Annotated in this window: 13 protein-coding genes; 3 read left to right on the top strand and 10 right to left on the bottom strand. The window is 70.3% G+C overall.

What is annotated here, in order from left to right; all coding sequences use genetic code 11:
* Positions 1 to 32: 32 nt before the first annotated feature.
* Both FKO37_RS36130 and FKO37_RS36135 read left to right on the top strand, forming a co-directional pair.
* On the top strand, positions 33 to 473 hold the full coding sequence (locus tag FKO37_RS36130; RefSeq protein ID WP_037814629.1) for a PPOX class F420-dependent oxidoreductase: 441 nt from the start codon (positions 33 to 35) through the stop codon (positions 471 to 473).
* Between the two features lie 181 nt (positions 474 to 654).
* Positions 655 to 2,730, top strand: coding sequence for a PQQ-dependent sugar dehydrogenase (locus tag FKO37_RS36135; protein WP_238607434.1), 2,076 nt, complete (start codon positions 655 to 657; stop codon positions 2,728 to 2,730).
* Positions 2,731 to 2,778: 48 nt separating this feature from the next.
* Here the strand turns inward: FKO37_RS36135 and FKO37_RS36140 are convergent, their stop codons facing one another.
* The 5 genes from FKO37_RS36140 to uvrC form a co-directional block, all read right to left on the bottom strand.
* On the bottom strand, positions 2,779 to 3,753 hold the full coding sequence (locus tag FKO37_RS36140; protein WP_134730936.1) for an LLM class flavin-dependent oxidoreductase: 975 nt from the start codon (positions 3,751 to 3,753) through the stop codon (positions 2,779 to 2,781).
* A 516-nt stretch (positions 3,754 to 4,269) separates the two neighbouring features.
* Entirely contained in the window at positions 4,270 to 5,259 is a 990-nt protein-coding gene (gene whiA / locus FKO37_RS36145) for a DNA-binding protein WhiA (RefSeq protein ID WP_093574335.1), read from the bottom strand.
* Between the two features lie 36 nt (positions 5,260 to 5,295).
* Entirely contained in the window at positions 5,296 to 6,258 is a 963-nt protein-coding gene (yvcK, locus tag FKO37_RS36150; RefSeq protein WP_043827416.1) for a uridine diphosphate-N-acetylglucosamine-binding protein YvcK, read from the bottom strand.
* 1 nt (position 6,259) lies between these two features.
* Positions 6,260 to 7,117 carry an RNase adapter RapZ gene (gene rapZ / locus FKO37_RS36155; protein ID WP_020658140.1) on the bottom strand — a complete coding sequence of 286 codons (858 nt, stop codon included), beginning with the start codon at positions 7,115 to 7,117 and terminating at the stop codon, positions 6,260 to 6,262.
* A 52-nt stretch (positions 7,118 to 7,169) separates the two neighbouring features.
* Positions 7,170 to 9,188 (bottom strand): excinuclease ABC subunit UvrC, encoded by a 2,019-nt coding sequence (gene uvrC, locus FKO37_RS36160; RefSeq protein WP_238607435.1) that lies wholly within the window; start codon positions 9,186 to 9,188, stop codon positions 7,170 to 7,172.
* Between the two features lie 195 nt (positions 9,189 to 9,383).
* Between uvrC and FKO37_RS36165 the strand changes: the two genes are divergently transcribed.
* A complete protein-coding gene (locus tag FKO37_RS36165; protein ID WP_238607436.1) occupies positions 9,384 to 10,169 on the top strand; it encodes an exodeoxyribonuclease III in 786 nt (261 codons plus the stop codon).
* A gap of 6 nt (positions 10,170 to 10,175) precedes the next feature.
* Here FKO37_RS36165 and FKO37_RS36170 read toward each other — a convergent pair whose 3' ends face one another.
* From FKO37_RS36170 to rpe, 5 genes are all read right to left on the bottom strand, one after another.
* Positions 10,176 to 10,622: a PH domain-containing protein gene (locus FKO37_RS36170; RefSeq protein WP_037814999.1), complete on the bottom strand. Its 447-nt coding sequence runs from the start codon at positions 10,620 to 10,622 to the stop codon at positions 10,176 to 10,178.
* A gap of 5 nt (positions 10,623 to 10,627) precedes the next feature.
* Positions 10,628 to 11,134 (bottom strand): 6,7-dimethyl-8-ribityllumazine synthase, encoded by a 507-nt coding sequence (gene ribH / locus FKO37_RS36175; RefSeq protein ID WP_037814621.1) that lies wholly within the window; start codon positions 11,132 to 11,134, stop codon positions 10,628 to 10,630.
* Positions 11,131 to 12,462: a bifunctional 3,4-dihydroxy-2-butanone-4-phosphate synthase/GTP cyclohydrolase II gene (locus FKO37_RS36180; RefSeq protein ID WP_037814620.1), complete on the bottom strand. Its 1,332-nt coding sequence runs from the start codon at positions 12,460 to 12,462 to the stop codon at positions 11,131 to 11,133. Before FKO37_RS36180 ends, ribH begins: the two co-directional genes overlap by 4 nt.
* 33 nt (positions 12,463 to 12,495) lie before the next feature.
* Positions 12,496 to 13,101, bottom strand: a complete 606-nt coding sequence (locus FKO37_RS36185; protein WP_238607437.1) for a riboflavin synthase — start codon at positions 13,099 to 13,101, stop codon at positions 12,496 to 12,498.
* Between the two features lie 84 nt (positions 13,102 to 13,185).
* Entirely contained in the window at positions 13,186 to 13,869 is a 684-nt protein-coding gene (rpe, locus tag FKO37_RS36190) for a ribulose-phosphate 3-epimerase (RefSeq protein WP_037814617.1), read from the bottom strand.
* Positions 13,870 to 14,033 lie beyond the last annotated feature (164 nt).

Here is a 14,033-nt window from a genome sequence, read left to right on the forward strand (position 1 = left end):
GCCCGCACACGCGGACGGCTAGCGTGGCAAGCATGCGGGAGATGACCAGGGCGGAGTGGTGGAAGTTCGCGAGCGAGGGCACGCGGACCGGGATGCTGGGGATCGTGCGGGCCAACGGGGCCCCGGTCGTCACGCCAGTGTGGTTCCTGCTGAACGAGGGACCGAACGGCGACGAGCTGATCTTCACCACCGGCACCGACACGCTCAAAGGCAAGGCCCTGCGCCGCGACGCGCGGCTCTCGCTCGCGGTGGACGACCAGCGGCCGCCGTTCTCATACGTCCAGTTCACCGCCGAGGCGGAACTGCACCACGACTACGACGAAATGCTGGAGTGGGCCACCCGGCTCGGCGCGCGGTACATGGGCGAGGAGAACGGCCCGGCCTACGGCAAGCGCAACGCCGTCCCCGAAGAATCCCTCGTCCGGGCGAGGATCACGAAGGTCATCGCGCGGGCGGACATCGCCGGCTTCTGACCTACCCGTTCTTTCTGCGCGCGCTCCGCGGCCACGACTGCGGAGCGTAATGCCGCGATCGCACTATTGACACCGCACCTGCCGAGGGTGTGTGATCTGTCCCGATAAATAGGAAACTTTCCTAACGAAGACCGTGCAGTTCCCCGCCGCCGCCCCGATCCCCCTCAAGCAGGAGGCCCCCGTGGCACGACGCTCGACGTTGAGCGCGCTGTTCGCCGGTACCGCGGCGACCGCGCTCGGCTGCGCACTGCTGACCCCCGTGACCGCCACCGCGGCCACCGGGGATTACGAGTCCGAGGACGCGACGCTCTCCCAGGCCAAGATCGCCACGAACCACTCCGGCTACTCCGGCAAGGGATTCGTGGATTTCGAAAACCTCGTCGGCAGCTACGCCGACTACTCGGTCAACGCGGCACAGGCCGGCACGCACACGCTGACTTTCCGCTATGCCAACGGAACCGCCGACGACCGGCCGATGAAGCTCGTGGTCGACGGCGGCGACAAGGGCACGGTTTCCTTCCCCGGCACGGGTTCCTGGACGACGTGGAAGACCGTCACCGCGACCGTCCAGCTCACCGCGGGCGTCAACCACGTGCGCACCGTTTCGGCGTCCGCGAACGGCGGGCCCAACACTGACAAGATCACCGACAGCTTCTCCGCACCGGTGGACACCGAGCCGCCGACGCCGCCGAAGAACTTCCAGGCGTCGAACATCCGGCCCACCGCGGCCGACTTCCGCTGGGACGCGGCGACGGACAACGTCGGCGTCACGCGGTACGAGATCAACCGCGGCGGCAACACGCTGAAGGTCGTGGACGGCAAGACCACCTCGGCGACCGTCGACCAGCTGACGCCGAACACGTCGTACGACATCTCGGTGATCGCCTACGACGCGGCGGGCAACCCGTCCCAGCCGAGCAACGTCGTCGGCGTGAAAACCCCGCCCAGCGACGACAAAACCCCGCCGAGCGTGCCCGGTTCGCTCAAGGTGACCGGCAGCACTTCGGAGAGCATTTCGTTGTCCTGGAAGGCTTCCACCGACGACAGCGGCTCGATCGCGGGCTACGACGTGTACCAGGGCGGCACCGTCGTCTCGACCACGTCGCAGACTTCGGCGACGGTCACCGACCTCAAGCCGAACACGTCCTACACGTTCACGGTGAAAGCCCGTGACCCCAACGGAAACGCCTCCGCGGCGAGCAACGCGGTCACCGCGAAGACGACCAGCAGCAGCGGCGCGGGCGGCGGAATCCCGTCGTACGACAAGGACATCGCGAAGGTCGACCTCGGCTGGGCGGTCGGTTTCCTGCCGAACGGCAACGCCTTGGTGACCGAACGGGACCGGTTCGAACTGCTGCAGATCACCCCGGACGGCAAGAAGACGACGCTCGGCAAGATCCCCGGCGTGGTCACCACGAACGGCGAGGGCGGCCTGCTCGGGCTGGCGATTTCGCCGCAGTGGAACACCGACCACGCGGTGTACCTGTACCACACGTCGTCCAGCGACAACCGGATCGTGAAGGTCACCTACGACGGCGCCACGCTGTCGAAGACCACCACGCCGGTGCTGACCGGGATGTCGAAGAACCAGTACCACAACGGCGGCCGGATCGCGTTCGGCCCGGACGGCAAGCTGTACGCCACCGTCGGCGACGCGAAGGTCAAGGCCAACGCGCAGAACAAGAGCTCGCTCAACGGGAAGATCCTGCGGCTCAACCCGGACGGTTCCGCGCCGAGCGACAACCCGTTCTACGCGACCGGCGGCAACGCGCGGTACGTCTGGAGCTACGGGCACCGCAACCCGCAGGGCCTCGCCTGGGATTCGCAGGGGCGGCTGTGGTCGTCGGAGTTCGGCGAGAGCAGCCAGGACGAGCTGAACCTGATCCAGAAGGGCGGCAACTACGGCTGGTCGGCGTGCGAGGGCACGATCGGCGACTGCAAGGGGACGATCGCGCCGAAGAAGACGTGGCCGACCTCGCAGGCCGGGCCGTCGGGCATCGAGATCGTGAACGACTGGATCTACATCGCGGCGGTGACCGGCAAGCAGTTGTTCGCGACGCAGATCAAGGGCGACAGCATCGGCACCGTGTCGGCGGTGTTCTCCGGCCGCTGGGGCCGGCTGCGCTCGGTGACCAAGACGCCGGACGGGCGCCTCTGGGTGACCTCGACGAACAACGACAAGCTCGGCGGCACGCCGGACACCATCGACAACGTGGTGGTGCAGCTGAAGTTCCCCGGCGCGGCGTTCGCCGGATAAAGCCGCGGCAGGGGTGACCGGAGCGGCGCCGGTCACCCCTGCCGCACCTTATTCTTTCACCAGTTCGTAGCAGCGGATCCGCGCCTTCGCGTCGAAGACCGGCACCGTGACCATGATTTCGTCCGCGCCGGTCTGCTTCGCCAGCTCCGCGAGCCGCGCCTGGACCTGCTCCCGCTCGCCGTACGCCTGAGCCGCGCGGAAGTGTTCGAGCTGCGGAACCATCTCCGGCGCGAACTCGTACCCGGCGGCTTCGTCCGGCGTGAGCATCGGCTGATCTCCCCCACCACCGGTGAGCAGATGGGACTTGAGGACGTTCATCGGCCCGGAGAGGTATTCCGCTTCGGCCTCGGTGTCCGCGCAGATCGTCTCGACGCACAACAGCACGTACGGCTCGGAGCGCCACTTCGACGGCCGGAACTTCTCCCGGTACCGCTCCAGCGAGGGAGCCGTGTTGTCCGGCCGGATGTGATGCGCGAACGCGATCGGCAACCCGCGCTCAGCCGCCACCTCCGCGCCCGCCGGACTGGAACTGAGCAGCCACGGCTCCGGCACGGTCACCCCGCCGGGGAGGACCTTGTCGCTGCCGAGGTGCTTCAGGAGCTCGTCGACGTCAGCGTGATAGTCGGCTTCCCCGGCCGGCTCGGCTCCGCGGCGCAGCGCCCGGATGATGTCCGGATCGAGCGCACCCGGCCCCCGTCCCACACCGAGATCGACCCGGCCGCCGTTGAGAGCGGACAGGGTGCCGAACTGCTCCGCCAACGCGAACGGGGCGTGATTGGGCGCGAGAACGCCGCCGGACCCGACCCGGACCCGGGACGTCACCGCACCCGCGTGCGCCGCGAGCACCTGCGGGGAGGCACTGGCGATGGCCGGGGAACCGTGGTGCTCGGCAAACCAGAGCCTGCGGTAGCCGAGCTCGTCGACCCGGCGCGCGACAGCGGAGAGCGGTTCGAGCGCCGCGGTGGCCGACTGCCCGGCCTCGACCAGCGCGAGTTCAAGTGCGGAGAGCGGCAGATCGATCATGCCCCCTACGGTAGCGAAGACGGTGGTGTGGCGGGGGTGATTTGTCCACTGTGGACGAAGTCTTGACGGCCGGGGCGGCGCGGTTGGGGTCGGGCAGGTGCTGCGGAAAACGCAGGGTGGGGTGGGGCGTGGTGCGGAAGGCGTAGCGGGAGGTTCGCGGTGCAGGGGATGATGCCGGGCGCGGCCAGCGCGGCGAGGTTTTCGGCATGCTCACTCTCGTGAGCGTTTTTGCCAGTTAGAACCGGCATGAACACTCACGAGACTCCCGCCAACGATCGCGCAGGCCCCGGGCGACCACGGCTGATCCTCCGACGCGGCTTCTTGTCGCGCGGATCTTGGCGGGCCGACCCTCGCCAGCCACCGCGAACGGAGCAGGCTGGCCGCCAGACCAACGCGACCGGGCGAAGCGGGCTTCCACCTGAGAAAGCTACAAACCGGGCCAGGCAGGCCACTCCCCCAGCCAAACCACCGCGGCGGGGCTAGGCATCCCCGCCTAGAACCCCGCCGTCAAGCGCGTCAGGCTTCTTCTTCCAGCATTTCCGGGGTCACCGCCGATTCGGTGTCCGGGATGCTCAGCTCCTTCGCCCGCTTGTCCGCCATCGCCAGCAGCCGGCGGATCCGTCCGGCCACGGCGTCTTTCGTCATCTGCGGGTCGGACAGCTGGCCCAGTTCCTCGAGCGACGCCTGGCGGTTCGACAGGCGCAGACGTCCGGCGGCGAGCAGGTGGTCGGGAGCGGTGTCGCCGAGGATCTCCAAGGCGCGTTCCACCCGGGCGGCCGCGGCCACGGCGGCGCGGGCCGAGCGGCGCAGGTTCGCGTCGTCGAAGTTCGCGAGGCGGTTGGCGGTCGCCCGCACTTCGCGGCGCATCCGGCGTTCTTCCCACTGCAGCACGCTCGTGTGCGCGCCCAGACGGGTCAGCAGGGCGCCGATGGCGTCGCCGTCTCGGACCACGACGCGGTCCGCTCCTCGCACCTCCCGGGACTTCGCTTGGATGCCCATCCGCCGCGCCGCGCCGACCAGGGCCAAGGCCGCTTCCGGGCCGGGGCAGGTCACTTCCAGGGAGGACGAGCGGCCCGGTTCAGTCAGCGAACCGTGGGCCAGGAAGGCGCCGCGCCAGGCTGCTTCGGCGTCGGCCACTCCGCCGGACACCACGGCGGCGGGCAGGCCGCGCACGGGGCGGCCGCGCTGGTCGATCAAACCCGTCTGGCGCGCCAGGCCCTCGCCGTCCTTCACCACGCGCACGACGTAGCGCGTCCCCTTGCGCAGGCCGCCGCTCGCGGTGATCACGTGGACGTCCGAATGATGTCCGTACAGCTCGTGGATCTCCTTGCGCAGCCGCCGCGCGACCGAACCCGTGTCCAGCTCCGCTTCGACCACCACCCGGCCGGCCACGATGTGCAGCCCGCCCGCGAAGCGAAGCAGCGACGCGACCTCCGCCCGGCGCGGCCCGATCTTCGTGATCTCGAGCCGGCTCAGTTCGTCTTTCACCGCGGCGGTCATCGCCATGTACTGCCCCTCCTGCCTTTCGCTGCGCGCCCGCCGTCACCCACAGTGCTCCCCGCCGAGGCCGAGTGCCTCTCGCATGCACTGGGCGAGCGCACCAGGATCATGCCGTCCCGCCACGACCGGGTCGGCCACCGCCCCCAGGCAGGCCCTCGCCCCGAGGCGTTCGGCCGCCCGGCGCAGGCTTGCCGGGTCAGGGACGGAATCACGGTCCGCGACGACGGCGTCGACCCGCAGCGCGGGCGCGTGCTCGAAGAGTACGTCCAGATGCCGCTCCGGGGAGAATCCGCCGGTTTCCCCCGGTTGGGGGACCAAGTTCAGCACGACGACCTTCGTCGCCGTCGTGCGCACGAGCGCGTCGTGCAGATCCGGGACCAGAAGATGCGGCAGCACGCTGGTGAACCACGAGCCGGGGCCGAGGAACACGACGTCCGCCTCCAGCACCGCCTCGATCGCCTCCGGGCAGCCGCGCGGCGGGCGCTCCTGGCGGCCGGCCGGGTGCAGCGTGATGCGGTGCACCTGGCCGGGCGTGCTCGCGACCGCGACCTGGCCGCGGATGCGCCGGATCGCGTCCGGGTCTTCGCTGTCCAGGCCGCTGACCTCGCCCTCGATCTCCAGCGGCTCCGGCGACATCGGCAGCACCCGGCCGGAGATGCCCATCAGCCTGCTCGCCTCGTCGAGCGCGGCCACCGGGTCGCCGAGCACCTCGAACAGCCCGGCGAGCAGCAGGTTGCCGACCGCGTGCCCGGCGAGCGCGCCGTCGCCGCCGAAGCGGTGCTGGAACACCTCCGCCCACAGCCGCCCGCCGTCCTCCGCGGCGAAGGCGGCGAACGCCTGGCGCAGGTCGCCCGGCGGCAGCAGCCCCAGTTCGCGCCGCAGCCTGCCGGACGACCCGCCGTCGTCGGCCACCGTGACCACCGCCGTGACGGCGCGGGTGATCCGCCGGAGCGCGGTCAGCGTCGCGTGCAGCCCGTGTCCTCCGCCCAGCGCCACCGCGCGCACGTCACTCCCGGCCAAGATCCCGGTGCACCACCTTTACTGCCATGCCGTCCTCATTGGACAGTCGCTGGGCGAGTTCCTCGGAGATCGCGACGCTGCGGTGCTTGCCGCCGGTGCAGCCGACCGCGAGCGTCAGGTACCGCTTGCCCTCGCGCTTGTAGCCCGCGCCGATGAGCCGCAGCAGCTGGTGGTAGCGGTCGAGGAATTCCTCGGCGCCTTCCTGCGACAGCACGTAGTTGCGCACCTCGCCGTCGAGGCCGGTGTGCTCGCGCAGCTCCGGGATCCAGAACGGGTTCGGCAGGAACCGCACGTCCATCACCAGGTCGGCGTCCATCGGCAAACCGTACTTGTAGCCGAAGGACAGCACGGTGACGCGGGTCTGCGTGCTGGCCTCGGAACCGAACGCGTCCTCTATTTTCGCGCGCAGGTCGTGCACCGACAGCGCGGACGTGTCGAGCACCAGGTCGGCTTCCTCGCGCAGCGGCGAAAGCAGTTTGCGCTCGGCGGTGATGCCGTCGGCGAGCCTGCCGTCGCCCTGCATCGGGTGGCCGCGGCGGACCGACTCGAAGCGGCGCACCAGCACCGCGTCGGTGGCCTCCAGGAACAGCACGCGCGGCTTGTACCCGCGCGCGTCGAGGTCCTTGATGACCGAGGCGAGGTCGTCGGTGAACGCGCGCGAGCGCACGTCCATCACCACCGCAACCTTCGTGATCGCCCCCCGTGCCTGCGCGCCGAGCTCGACCATGGTGGCGATCAGCTCCGGCGGCAGGTTGTCGACCACGAACCAGCCGAGGTCCTCCAGGCATTTGGCCGCCGTGGAGCGGCCCGCGCCGGACAGGCCGCTGACGACCGCGACCTCCATCCCGCTGCCCCGCTTTTCCTCTTCCGCACTCACGTCTGTGCTTCCTTCCCGATCACGACCCCTGGTCCCCTCCCGGTACTGCCCGCGGTGCGGCGCCGGTCTCCCCGGCCAGTGCCGCCACCACGGCCTCGGCAGTGCGCCTGCCGAAGCCGGGCACCGCTTCGATTTCCTCGACCCGGGCCTGTTTGAGCTTTTTCACCGAGCCGAAGTGCTTGATCAGCGCGGTGCGCCGAGCCTGCCCGAGTCCGGGCACACTGTCCAATTCGGACGTCTGCATGCGCTTGGCGCGCTTTTCGCGGTGGTAGCGAATGGCGAACCGGTGCGCCTCGTCGCGAAGCCGCTGCAGCAGATACAGCGCGTCCGACGTGCGCGGCAGGATCATCGGATCCGGTTCGCCGGGCAGCCACACCTCTTCGAGCCGCTTCGCGAGCCCGACGACGGCGATGTCGGTGATGCCCAGTTCGGCGAGCACGTCCGCGGCCGCGGTGGCCTGCGGGCCCGCGCCGTCGACGACCAGCAGGTTGGGCGGGTAGGCGAACTTGCGCGGGCGGCCGGTCTCCGGGTCGATCCCGGCGCGCACCGGCCGGACCGCCTCGTCCGCGGTCTCCGACGCGGTTTCCGTTGTCTCCTCGGCGTTTTCGGCCGTTTCCTTGAGGTACCGGTAGAACCGCCGCCGCACGACCTCGGCGATGGACGCGACGTCGCCCTCCGTCGCCGCCTCGCGCAGCGCGAACTTGCGGTACTCGGACTTGCGCGGCAGCCCGTCCTCGAACACCACCAGCGACGCCACGACGTCGCTGCCCTGGATGTGGCTGATGTCGATGCATTCGATGCGCAGCGGCGCGCTGTCGAGCGCCAGGTAGTCCTGAAGTTCCTGCAGCGCCGCGGACCGCGCGGTGAGATCGCCCGCGCGGCGCAGTTTGTGCTGGGTGAACGCTTCCTTGGCGTTGCGCTCCACCGTTTCCGCGAGCGCCTTCTTGTCTCCGCGCTGCGCGACCCGCAGCCGTACCCGCGACCCGCGCAGGCCGGACAGCCACTCCGCGACCGCGTCGGCGTCCGCGGGCAGCTCCGGCACCAGCACCTCGCGCGGGACGACCGGACCGGTCTCGACGTCGTCGCGGCCCGCGCGGTCGGATTCCTCGCCGTAGAACTGGGTGAGGAAGTGGTCGACCAGCGCCTGGACGTCCATTTCCTCGGCCTTGTCGATCACCCAGCCGCGCTGCCCGCGCACGCGCCCGCCGCGCACGTGGAACACCTGGACGGCGGCTTCCAGCTCGTCGTGCGCGAACGCGACGACATCGGCGTCCGTGCCGTCGCCGAAGACCACGGCTTGTTTCTCCATCGCGCGCCGCAACGCGCCCAGATCGTCCCGCAGCCGCGCGGCGCGCTCGAACTCCAGCTCCTCGGAAGCGGCGGCCATCTCGCGTTCGAGCCGCTTCACCATCGCGTCCGTGCGGCCGGCGAGGAAGTCGCAGAAGTCCTCGACGATCGCCCGGTGCTCGTCCGCCGACACCCGGCCGACGCACGGAGCCGAGCACTTGTCGATGTAGCCGAGCAGGCACGGCCGCCCGATCTGCCCGTGGCGGCGGAAGACGCCGGCGGAACAGGTGCGGGCGGGGAAAACGCGCAGGAGAAGGTCGAGCGTCTCGCGGATCGCCCACGCGTGCGAGTACGGCCCGAAGTAGCGGACGCCCTTCTTGCGCGCGCCGCGGTAGACGTGCAGCCGGGGGAACTCCTCGTTCAGCGTGACCGCGAGGACCGGGTAGCTCTTGTCGTCGCGGTAGCGGACGTTGAACCGCGGGTCGAACTCCTTGATCCAGTTGTACTCCAGCTGGAGCGCCTCGACCTCGGTGCCGACGACGGTCCACTCGACGCTCGCCGCGGTGGTGACCATCTGCCGCGTGCGCGGATGAAGGCCGGACAGGTCGGCGAAGTACGAGTTGAGCCTGCTGCGGAGGCTCTTCGCTTTGCCGACGTAGATGACCCGCTTGGCGTCGTCGCGGAACTTGTAGACGCCAGGCGAGTCCGGGATGCTCCCCGGCTGAGGTCGGTAGGTGGTCGGATCAGCCACGTGCCCCACTGTATGGCGAGGGTCCGACAGTTTCCGTGAGACCCCTTGCTGCGGGCAGGGGTGCCGGGCCGCGACGTTCGCGAGCGACAGTGTGCTCGCGTCCCCTGGGGGTCGTGCGGCGGAAGGCGTCCCGAGGCACGGAACTGGGCTGCCGTAGCCTAGCCTCGCCGACCCGCCGAACGATCAGGAGCAGCCATGACCGTCCGCGTCGCCACCTGGAACGTGAACTCCATCGTTCCCCGGCTGCCGCGCGTGCTCGACTGGCTCGACAGCACCGCTCCGGACGTTCTGTGCCTTCAGGAGCTCAAGAACACCACCGAAGCCTTCCCCGCCGACGAGATCACCGCGCGCGGGTACGAGGTCGCCGCGTACGGGCTGGGGCGGTGGAACGGCGTCGCGATCCTCTCCAAGATCGGGCTCGACGACGTGGTGCGCGGGCTGCCGGGCGAGCCGGGCTTCGACGGGAAGGCCGAGGCGCGCGCGATCGGCGCGACGTGCGGCGGGATCCGCGTCTGGTCGGTGTACGTGCCGAACGGGCGCGAGCCGGAAAACCCGCACTACGCCTACAAACTCGAGTGGTTCGAGAAGCTCGGCGACCTCGTCGGCGAAGAACTGACCCACGCGCGCCCGTTCGCGGTGCTCGGCGATTTCAACGTCGCGCCGACCGACGAGGACGTCTGGGACATCTCGCTGTTCGCCGAATCCACGCACGTCACCGAGCCCGAACGGGCCGCACTCAAGAAGCTCCGCGACGCGGGACTGTCCGACGTGTTCCCGCGGCCGCTGAAGTACGACCACCCGTTCACGTACTGGGACTACCGCGGCGGGAACTTCCCCAACAACAAGGGAATGCGCATCGACCTCGTCTACGGGAACGAGGTTTTCGCCAAGGCGGTCACCGATTCCTACGTGGATCGCGAAGCCCGCAAGGGCAAGCAACCGTCCGACCACGCGCCGATCGTCGTGGATCTGGACCTGTAGGAGACCTCAGGCCTCGGTGGCGGCGCGGTGCAACCGGCGCAGCGCGCGCACCGCCGTCACCGCGCGCTCCCGGTCCACTGCCTGCACGGCCATCACCGAGAAGTACTCGTCGTCCGGCAGTTCCAGCCGGGCCCACGAAGCCCCATCCGGGAAGCTGATCGACAGCACCTGATCCCAGGTGAAAACCCGCCGCGCCAGCACGTTGCGGACCTCAATGCCGGTGGCGTCCGCGCGGACGCGGGCGTTGCCGAACAGCATCGTGCCCGCCGACAGCGCGACGCCGATGCCGATCATCGCGATCTGGTCCGACGCCTCGAACACGACGCCGGTGTGCGAACTGCGCAGCAGGACCGCCACCACCACGAACGCCGCGAGCAGCGCCACCGCGAGCACGCTGCACATGATCAGCGCCCGGCGCGGCCGGATCACCAGGGCGGTCTGCTGCTCGGTCATCACGCTCACACGAATCCCCGCTCGGTCCACGGCTTGCCGAGACCGCGCAGCACGTGCGCGGTGTCGAGCGCCGCCACGGCCGCCTCGTAGCCTTTGTCCTCCACGGAGCCGGGCATGCCGGAGCGGTCCAGCGCCTGCTGCTCGGTGTCGCAGGTCAGCACGCCGTTGCCGACCGGGGTGCTCTCGTCGAGCGCGACCCGGGTCAGACCGGCGGTGACCGCGTCGCACACGTACTCGAAGTGCGGGGTGCCGCCGCGGATCACGACGCCCAGCGCGACGACCGCGTCGTGGTTGCGCGCGAGTGCCTGCGCCGCGACCGGAAGCTCCACCGCGCCCGCCACCCGGATGACCGTGGGCTCTTCCTCGAGCCCGGCGTCCTTCGCCGCGGCGAGCGCGCGCTCCAGCAGCACGTCGGTGATCTTCGCGTTCCACCGCGTCGCGACGACCGCCAGCCGCAGGGACTTGCAGTCGCGCAGGTCGAGCGCGGCTTCCGGCCGCCCCTCGCCGCTCATCGCGTGGTGTCCTCCTCGGTGCCCGGGTCGGACGCGCCGACCTGGTCGTAGTGCTCGAGCTGGCTGAGGTCGTGCCCCATCCGGTCGCGCTTGGTGCGCAGGTACCGCAGGTTTTCCGGGTTCGGCGAGATCGGCAGCGCGACCCGCCCGGTGACGCGCAGGCCGTAGCCCTCGAGGCCGACCCGCTTCGCCGGGTTGTTCGTGAGCAGCCGCATCGACCGGACGCCGAGGTCGCACAGGATCTGCGCGCCGGTGCCGTAGTCGCGCGCGTCCGCCGGGACGCCCAGCGCCAGGTTCGCGTCGACGGTGTCCGCGCCCGCGTCCTGCAGCTGGTAGGCCTGCAGTTTGTGCAGCAGGCCGATGCCGCGGCCCTCGTGCCCGCGGATGTACAGCACGACCCCGCGGCCCTCGTCGGCCACCTTCTGCAGCGCGGCGTCCAGCTGCGGGCCGCAGTCGCAGCGCAGCGAGCCGAACACGTCGCCGGTGAGGCATTCGGAGTGCACCCGGACCAGGATGTCCTCGCCGTCGCCGATCTCGCCGTACACGAAGGCGACGTGCTCGATCCCGTCGAGCAGGCTGTCGTACCCGACCGCGCGGAACTCCCCCGCGGCCAGCGGAATCCGCGCCTCGGCGACGCGTTCGACCTGCTTCTCGGTGCGCCGCCGGTAAGCGATGAGGTCCGCGATGGAGATGATCTTCAGGTCGTGGTCGGCGGCGAACACTTCCAGCTCGTCGCGCCGGGCCATGTCGCCCTCGTCCTTCTGCGACACGATCTCGCAGAGCGCGCCCGCCGGGTGCAGACCGGCCAGCCGGGCCAGGTCGACCGCGGCCTCGGTGTGCCCGGGACGGCGCAGCACGCCGCCTTCCTTGGCGCGCAGCGGCACCACGTGCCCGGGACGGCGGAAGTCCTTCGCGGTGGCTTCGGGGTCGGCCAGCAGCCGGGTCGTGTGCGCGCGGTCGGTGCCGGAGATCCCGGTGCTGATGCCCTCCGCCGCGTCGACCGTGACGCTGTACGCGGTGCCGCGCTGGTCCTGGTTCGTGTGGTACATCGGCGGCAGGTCGAGCCGGTCCGCCTCGGATTCGGTCAGCGCGACGCACACGTAACCCGAGGTGTAGCGCACCATGAAGGCGAGCAGCTCCGGCGTCGCCTTCTCGGCGGCGAAGATGAGGTCGCCCTCGTTCTCGCGGTCCTCGTCGTCCACGACGACCACCGCACGCCCGGCGGCGATGTCCGCGATCGCCGCCTCGATGGCGTCCACGTCGACCGCCGCGCCTGCTCCGCACGGGGTCCATCCGGTCTGCGGCTCGGCCGCCTTCGTCTCGCTCACGGGTGCTCCTTCGCTGCCGCCGCCGGGTGGATGTCACACATTGTGCGCGTTCGCCGCCACGTGTGGCGCAGTGAGCTTCTCCACGTACTTCGCGACGACGTCCACTTCGAGGTTCACGTGGTCGCCTTCCTGGCGCCTGCCGAGGGTCGTCACCTCGAGCGTGGTGGGGATCAGCGCGACCGAAAACCGGTCCTCGGCGATGCTCGCGACGGTGAGCGAAACGCCGTCGACGGCGATCGAACCCTTCTCCACGACGTACCGCGACAAGGCCGGGGGCAGGGAGAACGTCGTCACGCCGCGCTCGTCGCGGGAGATGAAGACGCCGGTGCCGTCCACGTGGCCCTGCATGATGTGCCCGCCGAGCCGTCCGCCCGCCGGGGTCGCGCGCTCGAGGTTCACCGCGTCGCCGACGGCCACCTTCGCGAGGCTCGAACGCTGGAGTGTTTCGTTCACCACATCGACGGTGAACTCGCCGCCGGAGACCGTGACGACGGTCAGGCAGACGCCGCTGACCGCGATCGAATCGCCGTGGCCCGCGTCCGAGGTGACCAGCGGGCCGCGGACGGTGAGCCGAGCCGCGTCGGTGAGCTGCTCGACCGCGGTGACCTCGCCGACCTCTTCGACAATTCCCGTGAACACTGCTGCCTCCTCGCCCGGCCGCCGTCTTCGGCGACCCCTCCATCCAACACCCGCCCGGCCCCGGGAGCTTCCCCGGCCGGAACGTCAGCCGACGCGGAGGCGGGCGGCCTGTTCGCGCAGCGCGGCGACGGCGCGGCCCGGGTCCTCGGCCCCGTAGACGGCCGAGCCCGCGACGAAGCAGTCGACGCCCGCTTCGGCGGCCTGTTCGATGGTGTCGGAGTTGATCCCGCCGTCGATCTCGACGACCAGCTTGAGGTGCCCGGTGTCGACCAGCCGGCGCGCGGTGCGCACCTTGTCGAGCACGTCGGCGATGAACGACTGCCCGCCGAAGCCCGGTTCGACCGACATGACGAGCAGCGTGTCGTAGTGCTTGAGGGTTTCCAGGTGCGGTTCGAGCGGCGTGCCCGGCTTGATCGACAGCCCGGCCTTCGCGCCCGCGGCACGCAGGTTCTTCGCCAGCATGACCGGGTCCGCGGCGGCTTCCACGTGCACCGTGACGTTGTACGCGCCGGCCTCGGCGTAGCCGATCGCCCAGCGGTCCGGGTCGTCGATCATCAGGTGGCAGTCGATGGGGACGTCGGTGGACTTGAGGATCGACTGGACCACCGGCAGGCCGAGGGTCAGGTTCGGCACGAAGTGCGCGTCCATGACGTCCACGTGCACCCAGTCGGCCCGGGTCTCCCCGGGGCGCGCGACGGCCGCGATCTCCTCGCCGAGCTTGGCGAAGTCGGCGGACAGGATGCTGGGTGCGATGAGAGGTGAAGCCACGACCCGAGTGTAAAAGGACCCGGTTCCGGCCTGTTCACCGGCCGTGACCGCACCGGAGTTCGCTTTACGGACATCCGGCGCTCATCCGGATTCTCCGCGTCGAACACATCGTCGAGCACTAATGGGTCACGTCCGGAAGTTCCGGACGAGAGGCACTTCGAGGA

The organism is Amycolatopsis sp. Poz14 (assembly GCF_006704225.1).
Lineage (GTDB): Bacteria > Actinomycetota > Actinomycetes > Mycobacteriales > Pseudonocardiaceae > Amycolatopsis > Amycolatopsis nivea.

Excerpts from the sequence above, each read along its gene's own strand:
- FKO37_RS36130 (WP_037814629.1), top strand. The coding sequence starts at position 33 with ATGCGGGAGATGACCAGGGCGGAGTGGTGGAAGTTCGCGAGCGAGGGC.
- FKO37_RS36140 (WP_134730936.1), bottom strand. The coding sequence starts at position 3,753 with ATGATCGATCTGCCGCTCTCCGCACTTGAACTCGCGCTGGTCGAGGCC.
- whiA (WP_093574335.1), bottom strand. The coding sequence starts at position 5,259 with ATGGCGATGACCGCCGCGGTGAAAGACGAACTGAGCCGGCTCGAGATC.
- rapZ (WP_020658140.1), bottom strand. The coding sequence starts at position 7,117 with ATGGAGGTCGCGGTCGTCAGCGGCCTGTCCGGCGCGGGCCGCTCCACG.
- FKO37_RS36165 (WP_238607436.1), top strand. The coding sequence starts at position 9,384 with ATGACCGTCCGCGTCGCCACCTGGAACGTGAACTCCATCGTTCCCCGG.
- FKO37_RS36170 (WP_037814999.1), bottom strand. The coding sequence starts at position 10,622 with ATGACCGAGCAGCAGACCGCCCTGGTGATCCGGCCGCGCCGGGCGCTG.
- ribH (WP_037814621.1), bottom strand. The coding sequence starts at position 11,134 with ATGAGCGGCGAGGGGCGGCCGGAAGCCGCGCTCGACCTGCGCGACTGC.